Source organism: Xanthobacter sp. DMC47 (assembly GCF_056313845.1).
This window is the reverse complement of sequence record NZ_JBQUZM010000007.1, coordinates 62,627-83,530: the sequence shown is the minus strand read 5'-3', so window position 1 is coordinate 83,530 and position 20,904 is coordinate 62,627. Positions and strand designations below refer to the sequence as shown.

Below are 20,904 nucleotides of genomic sequence, written 5' to 3'. Positions count from 1 at the left end.
GTGCCGGCCGCCCTCGGGAGGATCGGGCCGGCGAAACGTCTCCGCCATGGGTGGGAGCCGGATGGCTCCATGAAATCTAAGGTCCGATCAGCGGCGGCGGTCGGCGACGAAACCGACGCCCAGGCCGATGATCGCGCCCACCACGGCCGCAAGTAGGATGTGGCGGGTCTGCTCGGAGGTGAGGCCGCCGCGCGGCCCCTCTCCCTGAACACGGATGTCGATGCCCGGGAGGCGCAGTTCCGCCACCTGGGGCCGGGTGAGCCAGCCGGTGATGCCACCGGCCAGCAGCCCGAGCACGAGGCAGACGATCTTGATGTTCATCGCGATCGCTCCGCCGCGTGGATGGGATCAGGCCGCCTCGGCGGCCAGCTTCTTGCCCTTCTCGATAGCTTCGTCCATGGAGCCGACCATGTAGAAGGCCTGCTCGGGCAGATAGTCGTACTTGCCTTCGACGAGGCCCTTGAAGCCGGCAATGGTGTCCTTCAGGTCCACGAGCTTGCCCGGGGAGCCGGTGAACACTTCCGCGACGTGGAAGGGCTGCGAGAGGAAGCGCTCGATCTTGCGGGCGCGGGCCACGGTGAGCTTGTCCTCTTCGGAGAGCTCGTCCATGCCCAGGATCGCGATGATGTCCTGCAGCGCCTTGTAACGCTGGAGGGTCTGCTGCACCTGGCGCGCCACATTGTAGTGCTCCTCGCCGATGACCAGCGGGGAGAGGATGCGCGAGGTGGAGTCCAGCGGGTCCACCGCCGGGTAGATGCCCTTCTCGGCGATGGAGCGCGAAAGCACGGTCGTCGCGTCGAGATGGGCGAAGGAGGCGGCGGGCGCCGGGTCGGTCAGGTCGTCGGCCGGCACGTAAATGGCCTGCACCGAGGTGATCGAACCCTTGGTGGTAGTGGTGATGCGCTCCTGCAGGGCGCCCATGTCGGTGGCCAGCGTCGGCTGGTAGCCCACCGCCGAGGGAATGCGGCCGAGCAGAGCCGACACTTCCGAGCCGGCCTGGGTGAAGCGGAAGATGTTGTCCACGAAGAACAGCACGTCCTGGCCCTGGTCGCGGAAGTGCTCGGCGACGGTGAGGCCGGTGAGCGCGACGCGGGCGCGAGCGCCCGGGGGCTCGTTCATCTGGCCGTACACGAGGGCGCACTTGGAGCCGGCGGCCGAGCCGTTGTGCTCGTGGGGGTCCACGTTCACCTTGGACTCGATCATCTCGTGATAGAGGTCGTTGCCCTCACGGGTGCGCTCACCGACGCCGGCGAACACGGAATAGCCGCCGTGCGCCTTCGCGATGTTGTTGATGAGCTCCATGATGAGCACGGTCTTGCCCACGCCGGCGCCGCCGAACAGGCCGATCTTGCCGCCCTTGGAGTAGGGCGCGAGCAGGTCCACCACCTTGATGCCGGTGACGAGGATTTCCGCTTCCGTGGACTGGTCCGCGTAGGACGGGGCGGGCTGGTGGATGGCGCGCTTGGTCTCGCCGACCACCGGGCCGAGCTCGTCCACCGCCTCGCCGATCACGTTCATGATGCGGCCGAGGGTGGCGTCACCCACGGGCACCAGGATCGGGGCGCCGGTGTCGGTCACGGGCTGGCCGCGCACGAGGCCCTCGGTCGCGTCCATCGCGATGGCGCGGACGGTGTTCTCGCCGAGATGCTGGGCCACCTCGAGCACCAGGCGGTTGCCGTGGTTGGTGGTCTCGAGCGCGTTGAGGATTTCCGGCAGGTGGCTGTCGAACTGCACGTCGACAACGGCGCCGATGACCTGGGTGATGCGTCCGGTGGGGTTCGCCATGTTCGTCGTCCTTTGTCCTCGTCCAGGCCGTGGTCAGAGCGCTTCGGCGCCGGAGATGATTTCGATGAGTTCCTTCGTGATCATGGCCTGACGCGTCCGGTTGTAGATCAGCGTCTGCTTCTTGATCATGTCGCCCGCATTCCGCGTCGCGTTGTCCATGGCGCTCATCTGCGAGCCGTAGAACGACGCCTGGTTTTCCAGGAGGGCGCGGAAGATCTGCACCGCGATGTTGCGGGGCAGCAGGTCGGCGAGGATGTCCTCCTCGGCCGGCTCGTATTCATAGACTGGACCGGCCGCATCCGCGTCCCGCGCCTCGAAGGTGGCGGGGATGATCTGCTGGGCGGTCGGCACCTGCGAGATCACGCTCTTGAACTGGGCGTAGAAGAGCGTGCAGACGTCGAACGCGCCGTGGTCGAGCAGGGACAGGATCTTCGACGCGATGGCGTCGGCATCCTTGAAGCTCAGCGTGCGGACGGAGCGCAGATCCACCAGCTCGATGATGCGGTCGGGATAGACCCGGCGCAGCTGGTCATAGCCCTTGCGGCCGATGCAGAAGAACTTGACGTCCTTGCCTTCGCCGAGGAGCTGCTGCGCCCGCTCACGGGCGAGGCGGACGATGGAGGTGTTGAAGGCGCCGCACAGGCCGCGCTCGCCGGTCGCGACCAGGAGCAGCTGCTTCTGGTCGGAGCCGGTGCCGGCGATGAGGACGGGCGCCTGCCCGCCGCCGATGATGCCGGCGGCGAGATTGCCCAGCACCGTCTCCATGCGCTCGGCATAGGGACGGGCCGCTTCCGCCGCCATCTGGGCACGACGCAGCTTCGCCGCGGCGACCATCTGCATCGCCTTGGTGATCTTCTGCGTCGCCTTCACCGAGGCGATGCGGTTTCGTAGGTCTTTCAGGCTCGCCATCGTGCCCGTCCGTCAGGTTCGAGGAACAGGCGCCGTTCAGGCAAAGCTCTTGGCAAAGGCGTCGATCGCCTTCGTCAGCTTCTCGGCGGTGTCCTTGGACAGTTCCTTGGACGTGCGGATGGCATCCAGGATCTCCGGATGCTGCGAACGCAGCGCCAGGAGCAGACCCTGCTCGAACTCGCGCACCTTGGAGACCGGCAGCGGGTCGAGATAGCCGTTGGTGCCGGCATAGATCACCGCCACCTGCTCCTCGACCTTCAGCGGCGCGAACTGGCTCTGCTTCAGCAGCTCGGTCAGGCGGGCGCCGCGGTTGAGCAGCTTCTGGGTGGAGGCGTCGAGGTCCGAGCCGAACTGGGCGAAGGCCGCCAGCTCACGATACTGGGCGAGCTCACCCTTGATCTTGCCGGCCACCTGCTTCATCGCCTTGATCTGGGCCGAGGAGCCCACGCGCGACACCGAGAGGCCGACGTTCACCGCCGGGCGGATGCCCTGGTAGAACAGGTCGGACTCAAGGAAGATCTGGCCGTCGGTGATGGAGATGACGTTGGTCGGGATGTAGGCCGACACGTCGTTCGCCTGGGTCTCGATGACCGGGAGGGCGGTAAGCGAGCCGGCGCCGTGGGCGTCGTTCAGCTTGGCCGCGCGCTCCAGTAGACGGGAGTGCAGGTAGAACACGTCGCCGGGATAGGCTTCGCGGCCCGGCGGGCGGCGCAGCAGCAGCGACATCTGGCGGTAGGCCACGGCCTGCTTGGACAGGTCGTCGTGAATGATGAGCGCGTGCATGCCGTTGTCACGGAAATACTCGCCCATGGCGGTGCCGGTGAACGGCGCCAGGAACTGCATCGGCGCGGCGTCCGAGGCGGTGGCGGCGACGACGATGGAATATTCCAGCGCGCCCTGCTCCTCGAGCACCTTCACGAACTGCGCGACGGTGGAGCGCTTCTGGCCCACCGCGACGTAGACGCAGTAGAGCTTCTGGCTCTCGGGGGCGTCGCCGGCGTTGAGGGGCTTCTGGTTCAGGATGGCGTCGAGCGCAACGGCGGTCTTGCCGGTCTGGCGGTCGCCGATGATCAGCTCGCGCTGGCCGCGGCCGATCGGGATCAGCGCGTCGATGGCCTTGAGGCCGGTCTGCATGGGCTCATGCACCGACTTGCGCGGGATGATGCCCGGCGCCTTCACGTCGACGCGGCGACGCTCGGTGAACATGATCGGGCCCTTGCCGTCGATCGGGTTGCCGAGGGCGTCCACGACGCGGCCGAGCAGGCCCTTGCCGACCGGGGCGTCCACGATGGCGCCGGTCCGCTTGACGGTCTGGCCTTCCTTGATCTCACGGTCGGAGCCGAAGATCACGATACCGACGTTGTCGATTTCGAGGTTCAGCGCCATGCCGCGCGTGCCGTTCTCGAACTCGACCATCTCGCCGGCCTGGACGTTGTCGAGGCCGTAGACGCGGGCGATGCCGTCACCGACGGAGAGGACCTGGCCGACCTCGGAGACTTCAGCCTCCTGGCCGAAGCCCTGGATCTGCTCCTTGAGGATGGCGGAGATTTCAGCGGCTCGAATGTCCATCAGCGGACCTCTTTCATCGCATGCCGGATAGAATTGAGTTTGGTCTTGAGCGACGCGTCGACCATGCGGGAGCCGAGCTTCACGATGAGACCACCGAGGATGGACGGATCGACGGTGACGTCGAGGTTCACGTCCTTGCCGGTCTGTTGCGCCAGCGCATCCTTGAGCGCGGCGAAGTGGGTGTCGCTCAAGGGAGCGGCCACCGTCACCTGCGCCGTCGTCTCGCCGCGCTGGGCGGCCACGAGGGCGGCATAATCGGAAATCATCCTGGGCAGCGCGAACAGGCGGCGGTTCTGCGCCACCAGCTTCACGAAATTTCCGGCAAGACCGGAAATGCCTGCCTGACCAAGAACCGCGGCGATGGCCTTCAGCTGCTCCTCGGCCGAAAAGACCGGGCTCTTCACCAGCCGCGCCAGATCCGCGCTTTCTGCAATCAGGGCCGACAGGCGATCGAGATCCGCCTTAACGGAATCGACGGCGCCGGCCTCGCTCGCCAGTTCGAACAGCGCGGTCGCATAGCGCCCCGCCATGCCTGACACGATCGTATCCGCCACCCCGCACCTCTCTCGGACTTCCAGGGCCGGTCACGCACCTTGCGTCACCTCTCCCCAAGCCCTTGATCTGTTGGGAATAAAATTGTGCGATTTCGTGAGGGGGCTGAACCCGTCCCTCGAAATCCCGGAGTGCCTAACACAGGCAGATCAAGGCGGCAACATGACGGGAGGATGGCGCATAGGCCGCATTGCCGCACCGCGACGGGCTTGACCGTAACGAAACCCGAGCCGGCGCCTCAGCTTTGGCCGAGAAACTGCCGGAGCTCTGCCGTTTGAGGATTCGCAAATACATCTTCCGGGGGACCGATCTCATGCACCCGTCCCTGGTGCATGAACACCACCCGGTCGCACACTTCCCGCGCGAACCGCATCTCGTGCGTGACCATGAGCAGGGTCATCCCCTCCTCGGCCAGCTTTTTCACCACCGCCAGCACCTCGTTGACCAGCTCGGGATCAAGCGCGGAGGTGATCTCGTCGCACAGGAGGGCGAGCGGCTTCATCGCCAGCGCCCGTGCGATGGCCACACGCTGCTGCTGGCCGCCGGACAGCTCGTCGGGGTAGGCGTCGAACTTGTGGGCGAGCCCCACCTGTTCCAGCCGCACCCGCGCTTCGGTCTCCGCCTCCTTCTGCGACACCTTCTTCACCACCATGGGCGAGAGCATCACGTTGCGCCCGGCGGTGAGATGGGGGAACAGGTTGAAGCCCTGGAAGATCATGCCGACCTTCAGCCGGAGCGCACGCAGATGCACCTCGTCCGGCGCGAGCTGGGCACCGGCGACGGTGATGGAGCCGTCGTTGATGGTCTCCAGCCCGTTGATGCAGCGCAGGAGGGTGGACTTGCCCGATCCCGACTTGCCGATGATGGCGATGACCTCGCCGGCCGCCACGTCGAGATTGATGCCCTTCAGCACCTCGTTCGTGCCGAAGCTCTTCCGGACCTCAGTGATGGTGATGAGCGACATTCAGCTTCCTTTCGAGAAGCTGGCTGCTCTTCGACAGAGGCCAGCACAGCACGAAATAGATGAGGGCGGCGAAGCCGTAGACGGTGAACGGCTCGAACGTGGCGTTGGTGATGATGGTGGAGGCCTTGGAGAGCTCCACGAAGCCGATGATGGAGGTCAGCGCCGTGCCCTTCACCACCTGCACCGAGAAGCCCACCGTGGGCGGCACGGCAATGCGCAGGGCCTGCGGCAGCACCACGTAGCGCAGCTGCTCGAAGAAGCTCATGGCGAGCGAGGACGAGGCCTCCCACTGGCCGCGGGGAATCGCTTCCACGCAGCCGCGCCAGATCTCGGCGAGGAAGGCGGAGGTCCACAGCGTCAGCGACACGAAGGCCGCGGCCCACGGCGAGACGTCGAGGCCCAGGAGCGGAAGACCGAAGAAGATGAGGAAGAGCTGCATCAAGAGCGGGGTGCCCTGAAACAACTCAATGTAGAGATTGGCGGCGCGCTGCAGCCACACCTTGCGGGCGATGCGGCAGTAGAGCACCACAAGCCCCACCACGCCGCCGCCGATGAAGGCAACGATGGAAAGCAGCACCGTCCAGCGCGCGGCCAGAAGCAGGTTGGAGACGATGTCCCAGGTGGTGAATTGGGTCATGTCGCCTTCCTCCGGCGGGGAAAGAGAAACAGCCCGAGCCCTCGCATGACCTGGCGCAGCAGCACCGCCAGGAGGAGATAGAGGACGGTGGCGACGATGTAGGCCTCGAAGGCCCGGAAGGTGCGCGACTGTATGAAGTTGGCGGCGAAGGTCAGCTCCTCCACCGAGATCTGCGAGCACACCGCCGAGCCGAACATGACGATGACCATCTGCGAGGTCAGCGCCGGCCAGATCTTCTGCAGCGCCGGCACCAGCACCACGTGGCGGAAGGTCTGAAGGGGGCTCATGGCGAGGCTGGCGCCGGCCTCGAACTGGCCGCGCGGCGTCGCCTCGATGCCGGCGCGGATGATCTCGCAGGCGTAGGCGCCGAGATTGATGACCATGGCGAGGATGGCCGCCTGCATCTCGGTGAGCCCCACGCCGACCGCCGGCAGGCCAAAGAAGATGAAGAACAGCTGGATCAGGAACGGCGTGTTGCGGATCAGCTCCACATAGGCCGAGACGGCAGGGCGGAGCCAGCGCGGCCCCAGCGCCTTGGCCCAGGCGCAGGCGATGCCGAGCCCGACGCCGAGGGCACCGCCGACCACGATCAGCTCCACGGTGATGGCGACACCCTTGGCCAGCACCGGCCCGTAGTCGGCCAGGGATGAAAAGTCGAAACTGTAGGCCATGTCCGGCTGGTCCCCCGATGGCGCCGCGCCCGTGGATCGCCCCCTGCCCGTCACCGGACAGGGAGCATCGTCCTCAGAGGTCCTTCGGCAGCGGGGCGCCGAGCCACTTTTCGGAGATCTTCTCCAGCGCGCCGTCGGCCTTGGCGGCGGCGAGGATGGCGTTGACCTTCTCCAGCAGCTTCGGCTCGTCCTTGTTCAGGCCGACGTAGCAGGGCGAGTTTTTGATGAGCACCTTCACGGTGGGCTTCTTCGGTGGGTTGCGGGCGAGGATGGCGGCGGCCACCACGTTGCCGGTCGCCACCACCTTCACCTGGCCGGAGAGGAAGGCAGAGATGGTGGAATTGTTGTCCTCGTAGCGCTTGATGTCGGCGGTGGGCGGGGCAACCTTGGTCAGCTCCAGATCCTCCACCGAGCCGCGGGTGACGCCCACCGTCATGCCGGCGATGTCCTCCACCTTCTCCACCTTCACGTCGGCGGGGCCAAAGATGCCGTTGAAGAAGGGCGCGTAGGCCACCGAGAAGTCGATCACCTTCTCGCGGTCGGGATTCTTGCCGAGGCTGGAGATGACGAGATCGACCTTCTTGGTCTGCAGGTAGGGAATGCGGTTGGCGCTCGACACCGGCACCAGCTCCGCCTTCACCCCCAGCCCCTTGGCGATGAGGTTGGCCACGTCGATGTCATAGCCCACGGGCTTGAGATCGGTGCCCACCGAGCCGAACGGCGGGAAGTCCTGCGGGACGGCGATCTTGATGACACCGGCCTTGAGGATGTCGTCGAGCGCTTCCGCCGCGGCCGGAGCAACGGTGAGGCCGAGAACCAGCGCGCTGCCGAGGGCGGCTCCGGCCAGGGTCCGGGCGAGGAAAGATCTGCGGGTTGCCTGCATGGCGGGACCGAAACTCCGTGGGCGGCGCCTGCGCGCCATTCCACCCTCCGGAGCAAGGGGTATGCCAGCGTGCATGCAATCGCCCGCGCGGCGGTCGGCTGGGACCAAGCCTTGCTGGCGGGGGCTCCCCGGCAGCAGCCATAAACGCAAAATGCCCCGTCCGAGCATTCGGACGGGGCATTTGCCTAAAGTATAAGCAGATGCCGAACGGCGCGCCGTCCGGCTTCCGTTAAGGCGTCAGTTCGCCTGCGAGGACTTGTTGGGCGTCGCCGGGAAGGCGGCGTTCTTGACGGTGCCCTTCATCAGTTCGACGGCGAGCTTGAGCTGGGTGTCGTCCTTCGGATCCGGCGGGACGTAGGAGGGCGAGCCGGTCTGCTCGTCGTCGCCGTTCTTGAGGTGACCCTTCAGCGAGGCCTCGCCACGGGTCGAGTCGGTGGACACGCCCAGCTTCTGCTTCATCTCGTCCGGCAGGTCCTGCACCAGGACGATGTCGGGCTCGATGCCCTTGGCCTGGATGGAGCGGCCCGACGGCGTGTAGTAGCGCGCGGTGGTGAGCCGCAGCGCACCCTGCTGGCCGAGCGGGATGATGGTCTGCACCGAGGCCTTGCCGAAGGTACGGGAGCCGAGGATCGTCGCCCGCTTGTGATCCTGCAGGGCGCCGGCGACGATCTCGGACGCCGAGGCCGAGCCGCCGTTCACCATCACGATCACCGGCTTGCCCTTGGTGAGGTCGCCGCCGCGGGCGTTGAAGCGCTGCGTCTCTTCCGGGTTGCGGCCGCGGGTGGAGACGATCTCGCCCCGCTCGAGGAAAGCGTCGGACACCGCCACCGCCTGGTCGAGCAGGCCACCGGGGTTGTTGCGCAGGTCGATGATGTAGCCCTTGATCTTGTCCGGGCCGATCTTCGCCGTGAGATCGTCGATGGCCTTCTTCAGGGTCTCGAAGGTCTGCTCGTTGGTGAAGGAATTGATGCGGATATAGGCGATGTCATCCGCCTCGACGCGCGAGCGCACCGTCTGAAGCTTGATGGTGTCGCGCACCAGCTTCACTTCGATGGGCTTCTCCGCGCCCTTGCGCAGGATGGTGAGCGTGATGGGCGTGTTGACCGGCCCACGCATCTTGTCCACCGCCTCGTTCAGGGTCATGCCCTGAACCTGGTCGCCGTCGAGCTTGGCGATAAGGTCGCCGGAGAGCACGCCGGCCTTGGCCGCGGGGGTGCCCTCCATGGGAGTGACCACCTTCACGAGGCCATCTTCCATGATGACTTCGATGCCGAGGCCGCCGAACTCCCCGCGGGTCTGCACCTGCATGTCGCGGTGATTCTTCGCGTCCATGTAGGAGGAGTGCGGATCGAGCGACTGGAGCATGCCGTTGATGGCCGCCTCGATCAGCTTGGCGTCATCGGGCTTCTCGACATAGTCGGAGCGCACGCGCTCGAACACGTCGCCGAACAGGTTGAGCTGCTTGTAGGTGTCGGACGACGCGGCCTCGGCCGCGGTCCCGAGGATCAGCCGTGGCTGGACCGCTGCAACCGCCACGAGGGCGCCAGCCGCCACGCCAAGTAGAAAGAGAGACGTCCGACGCATTATCCACGTACCTTCTGACTGTCCGTTGCCGCCCACCATGGCGTGGGGTCGATCGAGAGCCCGTCTTTTCGGAACTCGACATACAATTGGGGCTGTCCCGTGGCCGTTGCCGGCGACGATGAGCCGTTTTGGGCGGATGCGCCGCTCCCCCCGGAGCCGATACCCCCCGGACCGCGCTGCACTGTATTGGCCACGGTGCGGGACAGGCCCCCCATGACCCCTACCGGCTCGCCCGCGAGGACGAACTGGCCGAGGTCCACGGTGATCCGTTCCATGCCTGCCATCAGAATATGGTAGCCACCGCCCGCGTTGATAATCAAGAGTTGGCCATAGCTGCGGAAAGGTCCCGCATAGACCACCCAGCCGTCGGCGGGCGCGCTTACCGGAGCACCCGTGCGGGTGGCGATGGTGATGCCTTTCTCGGTCCCGCCCACCCCGTCGGCAGCCCCAAAATTCCGCAGCGTCACACCCGCCACAGGAAGCGGTAGCAGCCCTTTGGCCTGCGGGAATGCGATGGCCGGCGTGATGCGCGCCGGATCCTTGAGGGCCGTCAGGTCGGGCCGGCCGGGCTCCTGGGGACGCGTGACCGCCTGCGCGGCGTCCGCTGCCCTAGCGGAAGGCCCCACCTCGTTCTCCAGCCTCGTCACGAGATCGTGCACATCAGGGGTCGCCTTGGCGACGCTTTCCGCCTGCGCCTTGTCGGCGGAGGCGACCGGATGCTCCTCGGCCTGCCGCTTCTGGCGCTCGCCCACCAGCACGGCGAGCCGGCGGCTGTCCTCGTCGAGGTCGGCCCGCAGGCCGGTGAGGCTGTCGCGGGCGGACGCGAGTTCAGTGCGCACCCGCGACAGCTCGGACAGATCGGAGGCGAGCGTCTCCGCCTCCACCCTGAGCTCCGGCAGCAGGGCGCCGAGCAGGATCGCCGAGCGCACCGCATCGAGCGCATCGTCCGGCCGCATCAGGATGGCGGGCGGCGGCTCGCGACCCATGCGCATCAACGCGGCCAGGACCTGGGCGAGGATGCCCCGGCGCTTGCCGAGGGAGGTGCTGAGATCGGCGGCGGACCGGTCGAGTTGGGCGATCCGCCCTTCCACATCGATAAGCTGCTGCTCCACCGCGCGGGTGCGTGTGGCGGTGTCGAGCAGCATCTGGTTGAGGCGGCCGCGATCGCCCTTGGCCGCCTCCAGATCGGCGCGGAGCTTGCGCTGCGCCTCCTCGGAGCCCTTCACGTCGGCCTTCAGCGCGTCGGTATCTATGCCGGTGCGGTTGGGAACCGGCGGCGGCAAGGGCACCGCCGGCGCGGGGGTGCCCGGCTGGGCGACGGCCGGCGGTACACGCAGCCACGGCGCCGCGGCCATAAGGGTCGCGGCCAGCGTCAGGAGGATCAGGACCGACCGCGGCATCATGAACCGATCCTCAACGAACAGGGTTGAGGATCGGTAAAGCCCAAGGCGTCCGCAAGCGGTTCCTTGAGCCGTGCCGGCTCAGTCCTCCATGCTCTCCAGCTCGGAGATCATGCGGTCGATGAGGTTGAGGCCGGTCTGCCAGAACGCCGGATCGCGGGCGTCGAGGCCGAACGGGGCCAGCAGTTCCGCATGGTGCTTGGTGCCACCCGCCGCCAGCATCTCGAGATACCGTTCCGCGAAGCCGTCTGAGGCTTTCTCGTAGACCGCATACAGCGAATTCACGAGGCAGTCGCCGAAGGCGTAGGCGTAGACATAGAAGGGCGAGTGGATGAAGTGCGGAATGTAGGTCCAGAAGGTCTCGTAGCCCGCACCGAGGTGGATCGCCGGGCCGAGGCTCTCGCTCTGCACCTGCATCCAGATTTCGCCGATCTTGTCCGAGGTCAGCTCGCCCTGGCGGCGCTCGGAATGGACGTGGCGCTCGAAGGTGTAGAAGGCGGTCTGGCGGACAACGGTGTTGATCATGTCCTCCACCTTCTGGGCGAGCATGATCTTGCGGGCCTTCGGATTTTCAGCCGAATCCAAGAGCTTGCGGAAGGTCAGCATCTCGCCGAACACCGAGGCCGTCTCAGCCAGCGTCAGCGGGGTCGGCGCCATCAGTGCGCCCTGGCGCGCGGCGAGCACCTGGTGGACGCCGTGGCCCAGCTCATGGGCCAGCGTCATCACGTCCCGCGGCTTGCCCTGGTAGTTGAGCAGCACGTAGGGGTGCGCCGACGGCACGGTCGGATGGGCGAAGGCGCCCGGCGACTTGCCGGGACGAACCGGCGCGTCGATCCAGGACTTATCGAAGAAGGTGCGGGCGATGTCGGCCATCTTCGGCGAGAAGTTGCCGTAGGCGGTGAGCACCGTGTCCTTCGCCTCGCCCCAGCCGATGTCGCGGCTCTCCACCTTGGGCAGCGGCGCGTTGCGGTCCCAGAACTCCAGCTTGTCCTTGCCGAACCAGCGGGCCTTGAGCGCGTAATAGCGGTGCGACAGGCGCGGATAGGCCTCGCGGATGGACGACACCATGGCATCCACGACCTCCTTTTCCACCCGGTTGGCGAGGTGGCGGGAAGAGGCGACATCGGGGAAGCCGCGCCAGCGGTCGGAAATCTCCTTGTCCTTCGCCAGCGTGTTGGTGATGAGGGTGAACAGGCGCAGGTTCTTCGAGAAGGTATCGGCCAAGGCGAGACCGGCGGTGCGGCGCACCTCCTCCTTGGGGTCCTGCATGAGGTTCAGCGTGGGCTCGATGGCAAGCTCCTGCCCGTCCACGTTGAACCGCAGGGACGAGATCGTCTCATCGAACAGCCGGCTCCAGGCGCTGCGCGACGGGCTCGACTTCTCGTGGAACAGCTGCTCGATCTTGTCGTCGAGCTGATAGGGCTTGTCCTTCCTGAGGTCCTCGACCCACGGCCGGTAGTAGGCGAGCGCCGCATCGGCCATGGCGGCTTCCAGCGCCGCGTCGTCCAGACGGTTCAGCTCCAGCGTGAAGAACAGGAGATGGGTGGACGAATCGGTCAGCTTCTCCTGGATGTCGCCGTAGAACTTGGCGCGGGCAGGGTCTGAGGTATCCCCGGCATAGATGAGGCTGCCATAGGAGGCGATGCGGCCGAGGAGGTCGTCCACCGCCTCATAGCGCTTCACCGCCTCGGCCAGAGCCGCGCCGGCGCCGGGGGCGGCGAGGATGTCGGCGAGCTTGCCCTTGTAGGCGTCCTCGAACGCGCGGCATTCGGCATCGGCCTTGGCGATGTCCGCAGCCAGCTCCGGCGCGTCCATGGCGGAATAGAGGTCGGTCAGGTTCCACTCCGGCAGCGCCTCGGTGGCTGCGGCGGAGGCGACGGCGGTCTGGGCGGCGTGGCGGGCGGCGGCAAAGGCGCTTTCGAAATCGTGCGAACGAACGGGCATCGCCGAAACGCGGGCAATGACGTGCGGAAGAGTGTGCGGCATGGAACCTCCGGAAACGGGCGGCGCGGTCCGTTTCGGCCGCACCCGCTCTTGCTCTCGATCGTGGCGGACAAAATCGCCGCAATGGCCCTGCGCCGCAAGCCGGGTCGGTGGACGGGCTTTCGGACTTCCGCGGCCCAGGAGGATTTGGGTCAGGGGTTCTTAACCATCGCCGCCCAATCTCGCTGACGAATCCCTGCCAGCCTGAGTCGCCCGCCTCTCCATGTCTTCCTCCCTTCTGATCGTCGAAGACGATTCCGATGAGGCGCGCCGCCTCGAACAGGCGCTGACCCGAATGGGCTACCGTTGCACCGTCGCCCATGACGGCGACGACGCCCTCGCCCTCCTGTCGACGGAGCGATTCGACGCGGTGCTGCTGGACCTCGTGCTGCCGGGGCTCGACGGCATGGGCGTCCTGGCAGCCCTCGCAGCAGGCGGTGACGCGACCCCTGTCGTGGTTCAGGTGACGCCCGCGGGACTCGACGCGGCCAACGGCGCCATCCGGGCCGGAGCCCGCGATTTCGTGGTGAAGCCGGCCGGCGCGCTGCGCCTGGAGGTGGCACTCGGCAATGCGGTGGCGCTCGCGCGGGCCGCAGCGGGCGGCCGACCGGCCCCGCTGCGGGCTCCGTCACCCGCAGCTCAGGACAATGTGATCGCCTTCCCCTCGGCAGCGGTGCAGGCGCGTCAGGAGTACGCGGGCGAGGAGATGATCGGCTCTGCGTTCGCCCGGCTTGACGCCTCCGGCCACGCCCGCAGGCTCGACCAGATCGAGGCGGAAGCCATCCGTTTTGCTTGCCACCTCTATGGTGGGCGGATGGCCGAGGTGGCCCGCCGGCTCGGCATCGGCCGCTCGACCCTCTACCGCAAGCTCGCCGAGCTGGGCGAGACAGAGGTAGATGAAAACCATCCGATGGAACCGTCAGCGGCACAATTTGTTGCTGCCGAGTGACAAGCCACCATAAACCCGGCATTCGCCCAAGCTTGTGAGTTGATCGAAGCCTCCCGGCACGGCACCAACACAGCGGGTGGAGGCGAGGAGAGCACAATGGGTATCGCGCAGCGTGAGGTTAGCGTCGCGGGCACGTTGTGCCGGCTGATGAGCGCTGGCCTGGTGGGTCTCTCCCTCGGCGTCGCCCCGGCCGCCGCCGCACCGGGCGACATTCCCGTCACCGCCAATGCCGGCATGGGCACGGGGGATATCGGCGCGAGCGATGCCGCGCCCGCCAGCACCCGCGCGACCGGCGGCATCGACGGCGCAGGCAACGCAGCCGCTCCCCTCAGCCCGTCCATGCCCCCGGCAGCCGCATCGCCGGCTGCACCGGCATATCTGCCCCGTGCCGCCGCTCCCGCCTCAGTTGCGAGCCCGGTTCGCGGCGGCGTCGATTCGGCTGGTGACGGTCAAGCACCGGCCTCGGTTCAAGCGCCCGCATCGGCCCAGTCCAACCCGGCTCCCGCAACTCCTGCCCAGCCTGCCCCCGTCCAGGCGGCGACACCCACGCCAGCGCCGCAGCCTGCGGTCGCCGCAAACCCGCTCGCGCCGGTGAGCGAGGCCATCGCCACGCTCCTCGCCACGCCCGAGACCGTCACCTCTTCCAAAAAAGAACAGGAGGCGCTCGCTACCTTCTACGGCGCCCGACAGACCATGCCGGTGTTCGTCACCGACACGGGCCTCGATGCGCGCGGCAAGGCCGTGATCGCCCGCCTCGATGCGGCCGGCGAGGATGGGCTGGACCCTGCCGACTATCAGGTCCCCCTGCCCAAGAAGGGTGCCACGGCCGCCGATCTCGCCCGCACCGAGCTGAAGATCGCCGTCGCGGCGATGACCTATGCGCGCCATGCGCAGTCTGGCCGCTTCGATCCCGGCCGCATCTCGTCGCTGGTCACCCCTGTGCGCGATATCCCGGACCCGACCGCGGCCCTGACCAAGGTCGCCTACGCGCCCGACGCCAACGCCGCGCTCGCCGCCTTCAACCCGCCCCATGCGGGCTACAAGGCGCTGAAAGCGCAGCTCGCCAGGGCCAATGGAAGCGCGCCGACCATCCCCGCCATTCCCCCTGGCCCCCAGGTCAAGCCCGGTGCCAGCGACCCGCGCATGCCCACCCTGCGCGCCCGCCTCGGCATCGCGGGCAGGCCGGGAGATGATCTCGTCTACGACCCGGCGCTGGTGGAGGCGGTGAAGGCCTTCCAGGAATCGGCGAAGATCAAGCCTACCGGCATCATCGGGCCGGCGACGCTCGCCGCGCTCAATGTGGGCGCCACCAGCGGTGGCGGGAGCCTGCGCAACGACGTGATCGCCAATATGGAGCGCTGGCGGTGGCTGCCGCGCGACCTCGGCGAACGATACGTCATGGTGAACATTCCCGAGTTCATGGTGCGCATCAACCAGGACGGCCGGGTGATCCATGAAACCCGCGTGGTGGTGGGCAAGCCGGAGACGCCGACGCCGCTGCTGACCCGCGACATGCAGTACATCGTCGTCAATCCGGCCTGGAACATCCCGCCGAGCATCGCCCGCAACGAAATGATGCCGCTCTTGCGCAGCGATCCGGGCGCCCTCGCCCGTCGCGGCATCCAGGTGGTGCGCAACGGCTCGGGCGGCTACTCGTTCCGCCAGGACCCCGGCGAGCGCAACGCGCTGGGGCGCATCAAGTTCATGTTCCCCAACGACCACTCCGTCTATCTGCACGACACGCCATCCAAGGCGCTGTTCCAGAACGACCGCCGCGCCTACAGCCACGGCTGCGTGCGCGTCTACGAGCCGCTGAAGTTCGGTGAGGTCATCTTCAACATGGGCCTGCCTGGCGACACCTGGAGCGAGCAGCGCATCTCCAAGATGTTTGGCGGCTCGGAGCGCTACATCAACCTGAAGCAGCGCTTTCCGGTCCACATCGTATACTTCAATGCCGTCGTGGACGGCTCCGGCCGCCTCGTGATGCGCGAGGACCTCTACGGCATCAACGCGGCCACGAAGACCTACCTGGGCCTCGACGGCAAGCAGCGAATCGCCGACGGCACAGCGCCCAAGACGGCGCCCCGCGCGCGCTGAGCATTCCGCACTGCAAAGGCCCGCTTCGGCGGGCCTTTTGTTTTAGATCAATAGCTTAGCCTCTTTGTCGCAGCCCGATCCGCGTCAACCTGCCGCGATTTTTGCCGGAAAGTCAGCACTGCTGCCCCTTGCCTGATGCGTCAGGGCCACAGCCCAACGCAACGCCTGGCACGTTTTCGCCATACTCCGCCGCTACTCACGGGACCGTGACCCGAGGCGCCGGCCATCTGCCGACCTCGGGGAGCTGGGGGAGCTGGGCGTCAACACGCCCTTAACCGAACCCGACAAGACTCCGTCTCCATCGCTTCGCGGCAACACATCGCGAAGTCCTTGAAATCTGAGCCTCGGGTTCGAGACATTGGCCATCCACACCGCGCCTGAAACCGTCCGCCACACGCGCCGCATGAGCGGCCAGCGCGGTCGGTCCGCCTTTCAGGCGACCTTGCCAGCCCTCGCAATGGCCGCCAGCCTCCTCCTCGCCGGCACCACCTCGCTGCAGAATGCCGTCGCCAATGGCGACACCCGCACCATCACCCTGCACCACACCCATTCCGGCGAGAGCGGCAGCTTCACCTTCAAGAAGGACGGCCGCTACGATCAGGCCGTGCTCGCCGAGCTGAACCATTTCCTGCGCGACTGGCGAAACCAGAAGTCGACCCAGATGGACCCGCATCTGTTCGACATCGTCTGGGAGGTCTACCGGGAGGTGGACGCCAGTGCCCCGATCCAGATCGTCTCGTCCTATCGCTCGCCGGAAACCAATTCCATGCTGCGCTCCCGCTCCAGCGGCGTGGCGAAATTCTCCCAGCACATGCTGGGCAAGGCGATGGACTTCTACATCCCCGGCGTGAACCTCACCGACCTGCGCGTGGCCGGCCTCAGGCTCCAGCGCGGCGGCGTCGGCTTCTATCCCACCTCCGGCTCACCCTTCGTCCACATGGACACCGGCAACGTGCGCCACTGGCCGCGCATGACCCACGACCAGCTCGCCCGCGTCTTCCCCGATGGCAAGACCGTGCATGTGCCGACCGACGGTCGGCCGCTGGCGAAATACGACGTGGCGCTGGCAGAAATCCAGGCGCGCGGCTCGAAGCCCGGCGTCGCCGTGGCCGATGCCGGCAAGGGCAAGAATTTCTTCGCCAGCCTGTTCGGCAAGAAGGACGCGGACGACGACGAGGGCGGCGAAACCCCGACCGCCGCCTCCTCCACGGTCGCGTCCGGCGAAGAGGCCGCCTCTCGCGACGCGCCGGCGTCCGCGCCCGCTCGCGCGGTGCGCACGGCTTCCGCGACCATGCCGGTTCCCCCGACCCGCCCGGCTGAACTCGTCGCCGGCGCCATGGTCAGCGCCCAGGCGACGCGGAACGGCTTCCTCGCGCCGCTGCCCCTGCCCCGCCCGGCGGAGGCCGACCGCGACACGCGCACGGCCAGCTTCGCCTCGGCACCGGTGCCGCTGCCCTCCGTCATCACGCGCGGTACCGATGGCGAGACCGGACCGGTTCTGGGCTATGCGTCCGCCGGCTCCATGATGGATCAGCGCATGCCGCTCACCGGCGGCTTCATGGCCGGCGCCCACGCACACCCGCCGGCACCTGTCGCGACGACGCCGGTGGCGGCAGCCAGCGCCCCGACGACCGGCCGGCAGCGCACCAAGCTCTCGGAAATTGCCTTCGGGCGGCTGTTCCTGTCGCCGAGCCTCTCCAACGAGCTTTATCTGCGCGTGCCGGAGATGCGGCAGCTGGCGACCTTCATGGCGCCGCCGCGTGAAGTGGTGGCGACAGCGTTCTCGAGGGATGGCTCTTTCGGCCTCAAGGCCCGCTTCGCCGGCACCGCCGTGGCGGACCTGCCGACCTACGTGTTCCGTGCGCCCCAGGTGGCCTACAACAGCCAGCGCATGTGATCCGCGCGGGCGCCCCCTGCGCCCGCTGCCGTCAGACGAAGATGCCCAGCGCCTGCATATAGAGATCGACGATGGCCTCGTGCTCCTTGCGCTCGTCGACGTCCTCCTTGCGGATTTTCAGGATCGTGCGCAGCGCCTTCACGTCGAAGCCGTTGGCCTTGGCCTCGGCGAACACGTCCTTGATGTCGTCGGCGATGGCCTTCTTCTCCTCCTCGAGCCGCTCGATGCGCTCGATGAAGGACTTGAGCTGTTCCTTGGCAAAGCCCGCGGGGGAATCTGAAACGTCTTCCGCCACCTGGACGGTCTCCTTGGGTTCCGCCGCGCGTCCGTCGAGGCCATGCCGGGCCGGCGCGCAGGTCAAAGGGTGGAGCCGTGATGGCTCCGGGGGGAAAGCTGATAGAGGCGGGCCGGACGCCGCGCGTCAAGGATGCGTCCCCGCTTTCCACCCCGCCCGTGATCCACAAGTGGCTCGAGACCCGGGCGCGGACGAACTTTCGTGAGCAGAACGCCCTCCTTCCCCTTGGCGTTCGGTACCTTGATGCTGACGCTCGGGGCGCTGGCCATGGGCGCCTCGGTGCTGTTCGTCCGGCTTGCAGACGTCGGACCCTTCGCCAGCGCCTTCTGGCGGGTGGGGCTGGCCCTGCCGCCTCTGGCCCTCTGGGCGGCGCTTGCCGAAGGGACGCGCGCCTTCCAGCCCGACCGGCTTTCGCTCCTCGCTGGCGCCTTCTTCGCCGGAGACCTGTTCTTCTGGCATCTCGCCATCCTCGGCACCACTGTCGCCAACGCCACGGTGCTGGCCACCACCTCGCCCTTGTGGATCACCGCCTTCGCGGTGCTGGTGCTGCGCCAGAAGGTGTCGCCCGCCGGCCTCATGGGCCTCGCGCTGTGCATCGCGGGGGCTCTGGCGCTGGTGGGGCGCTCGTGGCAGTTCGATCCGCAGCATCTGCCCGGCGACGCCGCCGGGCTGGCGACGGCCGTGTTCTTCGCGGGCTATTTCCTCGCGGTGAGCCGGGCGCGGGCCTCGCGCGGCGCCGCGGCCGTCACCCTCATCTCCACCGCGACGACCGCGCTGATCCTGCTGGCGGTGGCCCTCGTTGCGGAGCCGACCCTGTGGCCGGCCAGCACCGGCGGTGTGGCAGCGCTGGTGGCGCTGGCCCTCGTCTCGCAGGTGGGCGGACAGGGGCTGATGGCGGTGGGCCTCGCCGCCGTGCCGCCGGCGTTCGGCGCGCTGGTCTTCTTCCTGGAGGTCGCCTCTGCCGCCGCCCTCGGCGCGCTGCTGCTGGCTGAGCCGATCACGGCGCTTCAGGCCGCCGGAGGCGTGCTGATCCTCGCCGGGATCGTGGTGGCCCGTCCGCGCGCGCGTCGCGCCCGCACGGGGGAGGCCGGGATGGATGCGTCCGGCACCGGGTACCGGGAGGGCAGGCATTGACGCCCCGGCGCCCACGGGGCACACAACATCTCATCATGCCCTTCGCTGCCACGCCCTCCCGCTTCGACGGCATGCCCGAACCCTGTGCGTCGCGCGCGCCGGGCCGGCGGGTGAATCCCACGCCGCGAAGCCTCGTGCTTCTGCTCGGCACCACCCTCGCACTCGGGATCGGCATCACGCTCATCCCCACGCCCGCGGCCGCCGAGTTCCGGCTGTGCAACCGCACCCAGAGCCGGGTCGGCATCGCGCTCGGCTACAAGGACGGCGACGCCTGGGCCACGGAAGGCTGGTGGAACGTGGCAGCCAACAGCTGCGAGACGCTGCTGCGGGGAGACCTCTCGGCGCGCTTCTATTACCTCTACGCCGTCGACTACGACCAGGGCGGCGAGTGGGCCGGCAAAGCCTACATGTGTACCCGGGAAAAGGAGTTCACCATCAAGGGCGCGGAGGATTGCCTCGCCCGTGGCTTCGACCGCACCGGCTTCTTCGAGGTGGACACGCAGGAGCAGAAGTCCTGGACGGTGCAGCTCACCGAATCGAACCAGGCGAAGCAGGGACAGGGTCCCGCCCCCCTGCCGCCACCGGCGCCGCGGGCAAAACCCTGAGGCGGATCAGATTCCGCGCCCCTCCACCTTGATGGTCAGCTGGCCTTCCAGCTCGCCCGCGCCATCGAGGCGGGGATTGACCGCCAGCGCCTGCCGCACAGCCTGCAATGCGCGCTTGTCGTCGCCGAGGTCGCGCATGATGAGGGCGAGACCGTAGAGCATGGCGAAATGGCGCGGCTCGCGCGCCAGCACCTCCCGGATGTCCGCGAGGGCCGAGCCATAGTCGTCGCGCAGGTAGAAGATGGTCGCCCGGCGACTGAGCGCACCGATATAGTCGGGCTCGATCTCGATCACCGCGTCCAGCAATTGGAGGGCGAGATCCGTCTCCTTCGCCTCCGCTGCGGCGGCCGCCCGGGCCATCAGCAGGTCCGCGCTGGGACTGCCGGAATCGCCGAAAATCTGGTCGAGGCGGTCGGCGATCATCTTGGCGCTGCGATCGTCGGGGGCGACCTTCAGGGCGGCGAACAGGCCCTCCACCTGGGTGCGCTTGTCCTTCGGCAGGCGCGGACGCGCAGGAGCGGAATCGGACGGGCTGGCGGACGGAGGGCCGGGTTGCGGCATCGCCTTGTCGCCGCGCAATTGCTGCGCCTGCGCGAGGCCGCCGGAGATCGCGATCAAGAGAGCGGCGGCGAGGCCGAGACGCGCGGCACGGAGCGTGCGGCTGGCGGGGACGGGAGGCATCGCGCGGAAGTTCATCGGCGAAGTCTCCGCCGCGTTGCACGCGCCGTCAACAGTTGCGCCGGCCGCGGGGAGGCCCCGGGCCGGCGCAAGAGATCACATCTGCTCAAGACCGCCGCCTTGACCTGAGTCCGGCGGCGCTCAGGCCGGGCTTCAGCCCTGGCGGGCCTTGTAGCGCTTCTGGGTCTTGTTGATGATGTAGACGCGGCCCTTGCGGCGCACGAGACGGTTCTCGCGGTGGCGGCCGAGCAGCGACTTCAGGGAATTGCGGATCTTCATGACAAACTCGCTCGTGTCGAAATTCGGAGCCGA

General features: G+C 67.7%; 20 protein-coding genes. 5 read left to right on the top strand and 15 right to left on the bottom strand.

Annotated elements, in window-relative coordinates; all coding sequences use genetic code 11:
- Positions 1 to 87 precede the first annotated feature (87 nt).
- From ACT54R_RS23955 to ACT54R_RS23900, 12 genes are all read right to left on the bottom strand, one after another.
- Positions 88 to 321 carry a hypothetical protein gene (locus ACT54R_RS23955; RefSeq protein WP_168457145.1) on the bottom strand — a complete coding sequence of 78 codons (234 nt, stop codon included), beginning with the start codon at positions 319 to 321 and terminating at the stop codon, positions 88 to 90.
- Positions 322 to 348: 27 nt separating this feature from the next.
- Positions 349 to 1,785, bottom strand: a complete 1,437-nt coding sequence (gene atpD / locus ACT54R_RS23950) for a F0F1 ATP synthase subunit beta (protein WP_476331102.1) — start codon at positions 1,783 to 1,785, stop codon at positions 349 to 351.
- 33 nt (positions 1,786 to 1,818) lie between these two features.
- Positions 1,819 to 2,694 (bottom strand): F0F1 ATP synthase subunit gamma, encoded by an 876-nt coding sequence (locus tag ACT54R_RS23945; RefSeq protein WP_476331099.1) that lies wholly within the window; start codon positions 2,692 to 2,694, stop codon positions 1,819 to 1,821.
- A gap of 36 nt (positions 2,695 to 2,730) precedes the next feature.
- Entirely contained in the window at positions 2,731 to 4,263 is a 1,533-nt protein-coding gene (atpA, locus tag ACT54R_RS23940) for a F0F1 ATP synthase subunit alpha (protein ID WP_168457142.1), read from the bottom strand.
- Positions 4,263 to 4,817: a F0F1 ATP synthase subunit delta gene (locus ACT54R_RS23935; protein ID WP_168457141.1), complete on the bottom strand. Its 555-nt coding sequence runs from the start codon at positions 4,815 to 4,817 to the stop codon at positions 4,263 to 4,265. The genes atpA and ACT54R_RS23935 overlap by 1 nt, the downstream gene beginning before the upstream one ends.
- Before the next feature lie 236 nt (positions 4,818 to 5,053).
- Positions 5,054 to 5,779: an amino acid ABC transporter ATP-binding protein gene (locus ACT54R_RS23930; protein WP_476331095.1), complete on the bottom strand. Its 726-nt coding sequence runs from the start codon at positions 5,777 to 5,779 to the stop codon at positions 5,054 to 5,056.
- The gene (locus ACT54R_RS23925; protein WP_476331092.1) at positions 5,757 to 6,416 is read right to left on the bottom strand and encodes an amino acid ABC transporter permease; all 660 of its coding nucleotides are present in this window, start codon (positions 6,414 to 6,416) and stop codon (positions 5,757 to 5,759) included. Before ACT54R_RS23925 ends, ACT54R_RS23930 begins: the two co-directional genes overlap by 23 nt.
- Positions 6,413 to 7,087 carry an amino acid ABC transporter permease gene (locus tag ACT54R_RS23920; protein ID WP_476331089.1) on the bottom strand — a complete coding sequence of 225 codons (675 nt, stop codon included), beginning with the start codon at positions 7,085 to 7,087 and terminating at the stop codon, positions 6,413 to 6,415. The genes ACT54R_RS23925 and ACT54R_RS23920 overlap by 4 nt, the downstream gene beginning before the upstream one ends.
- Positions 7,088 to 7,160: 73 nt before the next feature.
- Positions 7,161 to 7,970 (bottom strand): transporter substrate-binding domain-containing protein, encoded by an 810-nt coding sequence (locus ACT54R_RS23915; protein WP_476331086.1) that lies wholly within the window; start codon positions 7,968 to 7,970, stop codon positions 7,161 to 7,163.
- Between the two features lie 237 nt (positions 7,971 to 8,207).
- Positions 8,208 to 9,557: a S41 family peptidase gene (locus tag ACT54R_RS23910; protein ID WP_168457680.1), complete on the bottom strand. Its 1,350-nt coding sequence runs from the start codon at positions 9,555 to 9,557 to the stop codon at positions 8,208 to 8,210.
- Positions 9,554 to 10,957, bottom strand: a complete 1,404-nt coding sequence (locus ACT54R_RS23905; RefSeq protein ID WP_476331083.1) for a murein hydrolase activator EnvC family protein — start codon at positions 10,955 to 10,957, stop codon at positions 9,554 to 9,556. Before ACT54R_RS23905 ends, ACT54R_RS23910 begins: the two co-directional genes overlap by 4 nt.
- Positions 10,958 to 11,035: 78 nt before the next feature.
- Entirely contained in the window at positions 11,036 to 12,898 is a 1,863-nt protein-coding gene (locus tag ACT54R_RS23900; RefSeq protein ID WP_476331388.1) for a M3 family oligoendopeptidase, read from the bottom strand.
- A gap of 262 nt (positions 12,899 to 13,160) precedes the next feature.
- Here ACT54R_RS23900 and ACT54R_RS23895 point away from each other — a divergent pair, with 262 nt between their 5' ends.
- The 3 genes from ACT54R_RS23895 to ACT54R_RS23885 all read left to right on the top strand — a co-directional run bounded on the left by ACT54R_RS23895 (position 13,161) and on the right by ACT54R_RS23885 (position 17,880).
- Entirely contained in the window at positions 13,161 to 13,886 is a 726-nt protein-coding gene (locus tag ACT54R_RS23895) for a response regulator (protein ID WP_476331080.1), read from the top strand.
- Positions 13,887 to 13,982: 96 nt separating this feature from the next.
- Positions 13,983 to 15,983 carry a L,D-transpeptidase family protein gene (locus ACT54R_RS23890; protein ID WP_476331077.1) on the top strand — a complete coding sequence of 667 codons (2,001 nt, stop codon included), beginning with the start codon at positions 13,983 to 13,985 and terminating at the stop codon, positions 15,981 to 15,983.
- A gap of 457 nt (positions 15,984 to 16,440) precedes the next feature.
- Positions 16,441 to 17,880, top strand: a complete 1,440-nt coding sequence (locus ACT54R_RS23885; protein WP_476331074.1) for a peptidoglycan L,D-endopeptidase MepK — start codon at positions 16,441 to 16,443, stop codon at positions 17,878 to 17,880.
- A gap of 31 nt (positions 17,881 to 17,911) precedes the next feature.
- Here the strand turns inward: ACT54R_RS23885 and ACT54R_RS23880 are convergent, their stop codons facing one another.
- Entirely contained in the window at positions 17,912 to 18,175 is a 264-nt protein-coding gene (locus ACT54R_RS23880) for a DUF2312 domain-containing protein (RefSeq protein ID WP_029876550.1), read from the bottom strand.
- Positions 18,176 to 18,376: 201 nt separating this feature from the next.
- On the opposite strand from ACT54R_RS23880, the gene ACT54R_RS23875 reads away from it, so the two are divergent.
- On the top strand, positions 18,377 to 19,309 hold the full coding sequence (locus tag ACT54R_RS23875) for a DMT family transporter (RefSeq protein WP_476331071.1): 933 nt from the start codon (positions 18,377 to 18,379) through the stop codon (positions 19,307 to 19,309).
- A gap of 35 nt (positions 19,310 to 19,344) precedes the next feature.
- A complete protein-coding gene (locus ACT54R_RS23870; RefSeq protein WP_476331068.1) occupies positions 19,345 to 19,914 on the top strand; it encodes a DUF1036 domain-containing protein in 570 nt (189 codons plus the stop codon).
- Positions 19,915 to 19,920: 6 nt separating this feature from the next.
- Here ACT54R_RS23870 and ACT54R_RS23865 read toward each other — a convergent pair whose 3' ends face one another.
- Together ACT54R_RS23865 and ykgO are read right to left on the bottom strand one after the other, a co-directional pair.
- Positions 19,921 to 20,610, bottom strand: a complete 690-nt coding sequence (locus ACT54R_RS23865) for a tetratricopeptide repeat protein (RefSeq protein WP_476331065.1) — start codon at positions 20,608 to 20,610, stop codon at positions 19,921 to 19,923.
- A 135-nt stretch (positions 20,611 to 20,745) separates the two neighbouring features.
- A complete protein-coding gene (gene ykgO, locus ACT54R_RS23860) occupies positions 20,746 to 20,871 on the bottom strand; it encodes a type B 50S ribosomal protein L36 (protein WP_024276737.1) in 126 nt (41 codons plus the stop codon).
- Positions 20,872 to 20,904: the final 33 nt, after the last annotated feature.

What these genes read in the sequence shown, in the direction of transcription:
- atpD (WP_476331102.1), bottom strand. Translation starts at nt 1,785, where the DNA reads ATGGCGAACCCCACCGGACGCATCACCCAGGTCATCGGCGCCGTTGTC.
- ACT54R_RS23895 (WP_476331080.1), top strand. Translation starts at nt 13,161, where the DNA reads ATGTCTTCCTCCCTTCTGATCGTCGAAGACGATTCCGATGAGGCGCGC.
- ACT54R_RS23885 (WP_476331074.1), top strand. Translation starts at nt 16,441, where the DNA reads ATGGCCGCCAGCCTCCTCCTCGCCGGCACCACCTCGCTGCAGAATGCC.
- ACT54R_RS23900 (WP_476331388.1), bottom strand. Translation starts at nt 12,898, where the DNA reads ATGCCCGTTCGTTCGCACGATTTCGAAAGCGCCTTTGCCGCCGCCCGC.
- ACT54R_RS23905 (WP_476331083.1), bottom strand. Translation starts at nt 10,957, where the DNA reads ATGATGCCGCGGTCGGTCCTGATCCTCCTGACGCTGGCCGCGACCCTT.
- ACT54R_RS23870 (WP_476331068.1), top strand. Translation starts at nt 19,345, where the DNA reads ATGCCCTTCGCTGCCACGCCCTCCCGCTTCGACGGCATGCCCGAACCC.
- ACT54R_RS23925 (WP_476331092.1), bottom strand. Translation starts at nt 6,416, where the DNA reads ATGACCCAATTCACCACCTGGGACATCGTCTCCAACCTGCTTCTGGCC.
- atpA (WP_168457142.1), bottom strand. Translation starts at nt 4,263, where the DNA reads ATGGACATTCGAGCCGCTGAAATCTCCGCCATCCTCAAGGAGCAGATC.
- ACT54R_RS23865 (WP_476331065.1), bottom strand. Translation starts at nt 20,610, where the DNA reads ATGAACTTCCGCGCGATGCCTCCCGTCCCCGCCAGCCGCACGCTCCGT.
- ACT54R_RS23955 (WP_168457145.1), bottom strand. Translation starts at nt 321, where the DNA reads ATGAACATCAAGATCGTCTGCCTCGTGCTCGGGCTGCTGGCCGGTGGC.
- ACT54R_RS23945 (WP_476331099.1), bottom strand. Translation starts at nt 2,694, where the DNA reads ATGGCGAGCCTGAAAGACCTACGAAACCGCATCGCCTCGGTGAAGGCG.
- ACT54R_RS23930 (WP_476331095.1), bottom strand. Translation starts at nt 5,779, where the DNA reads ATGTCGCTCATCACCATCACTGAGGTCCGGAAGAGCTTCGGCACGAAC.
- ACT54R_RS23920 (WP_476331089.1), bottom strand. Translation starts at nt 7,087, where the DNA reads ATGGCCTACAGTTTCGACTTTTCATCCCTGGCCGACTACGGGCCGGTG.
- ACT54R_RS23890 (WP_476331077.1), top strand. Translation starts at nt 13,983, where the DNA reads ATGGGTATCGCGCAGCGTGAGGTTAGCGTCGCGGGCACGTTGTGCCGG.
- ykgO (WP_024276737.1), bottom strand. Translation starts at nt 20,871, where the DNA reads ATGAAGATCCGCAATTCCCTGAAGTCGCTGCTCGGCCGCCACCGCGAG.
- ACT54R_RS23915 (WP_476331086.1), bottom strand. Translation starts at nt 7,970, where the DNA reads ATGCAGGCAACCCGCAGATCTTTCCTCGCCCGGACCCTGGCCGGAGCC.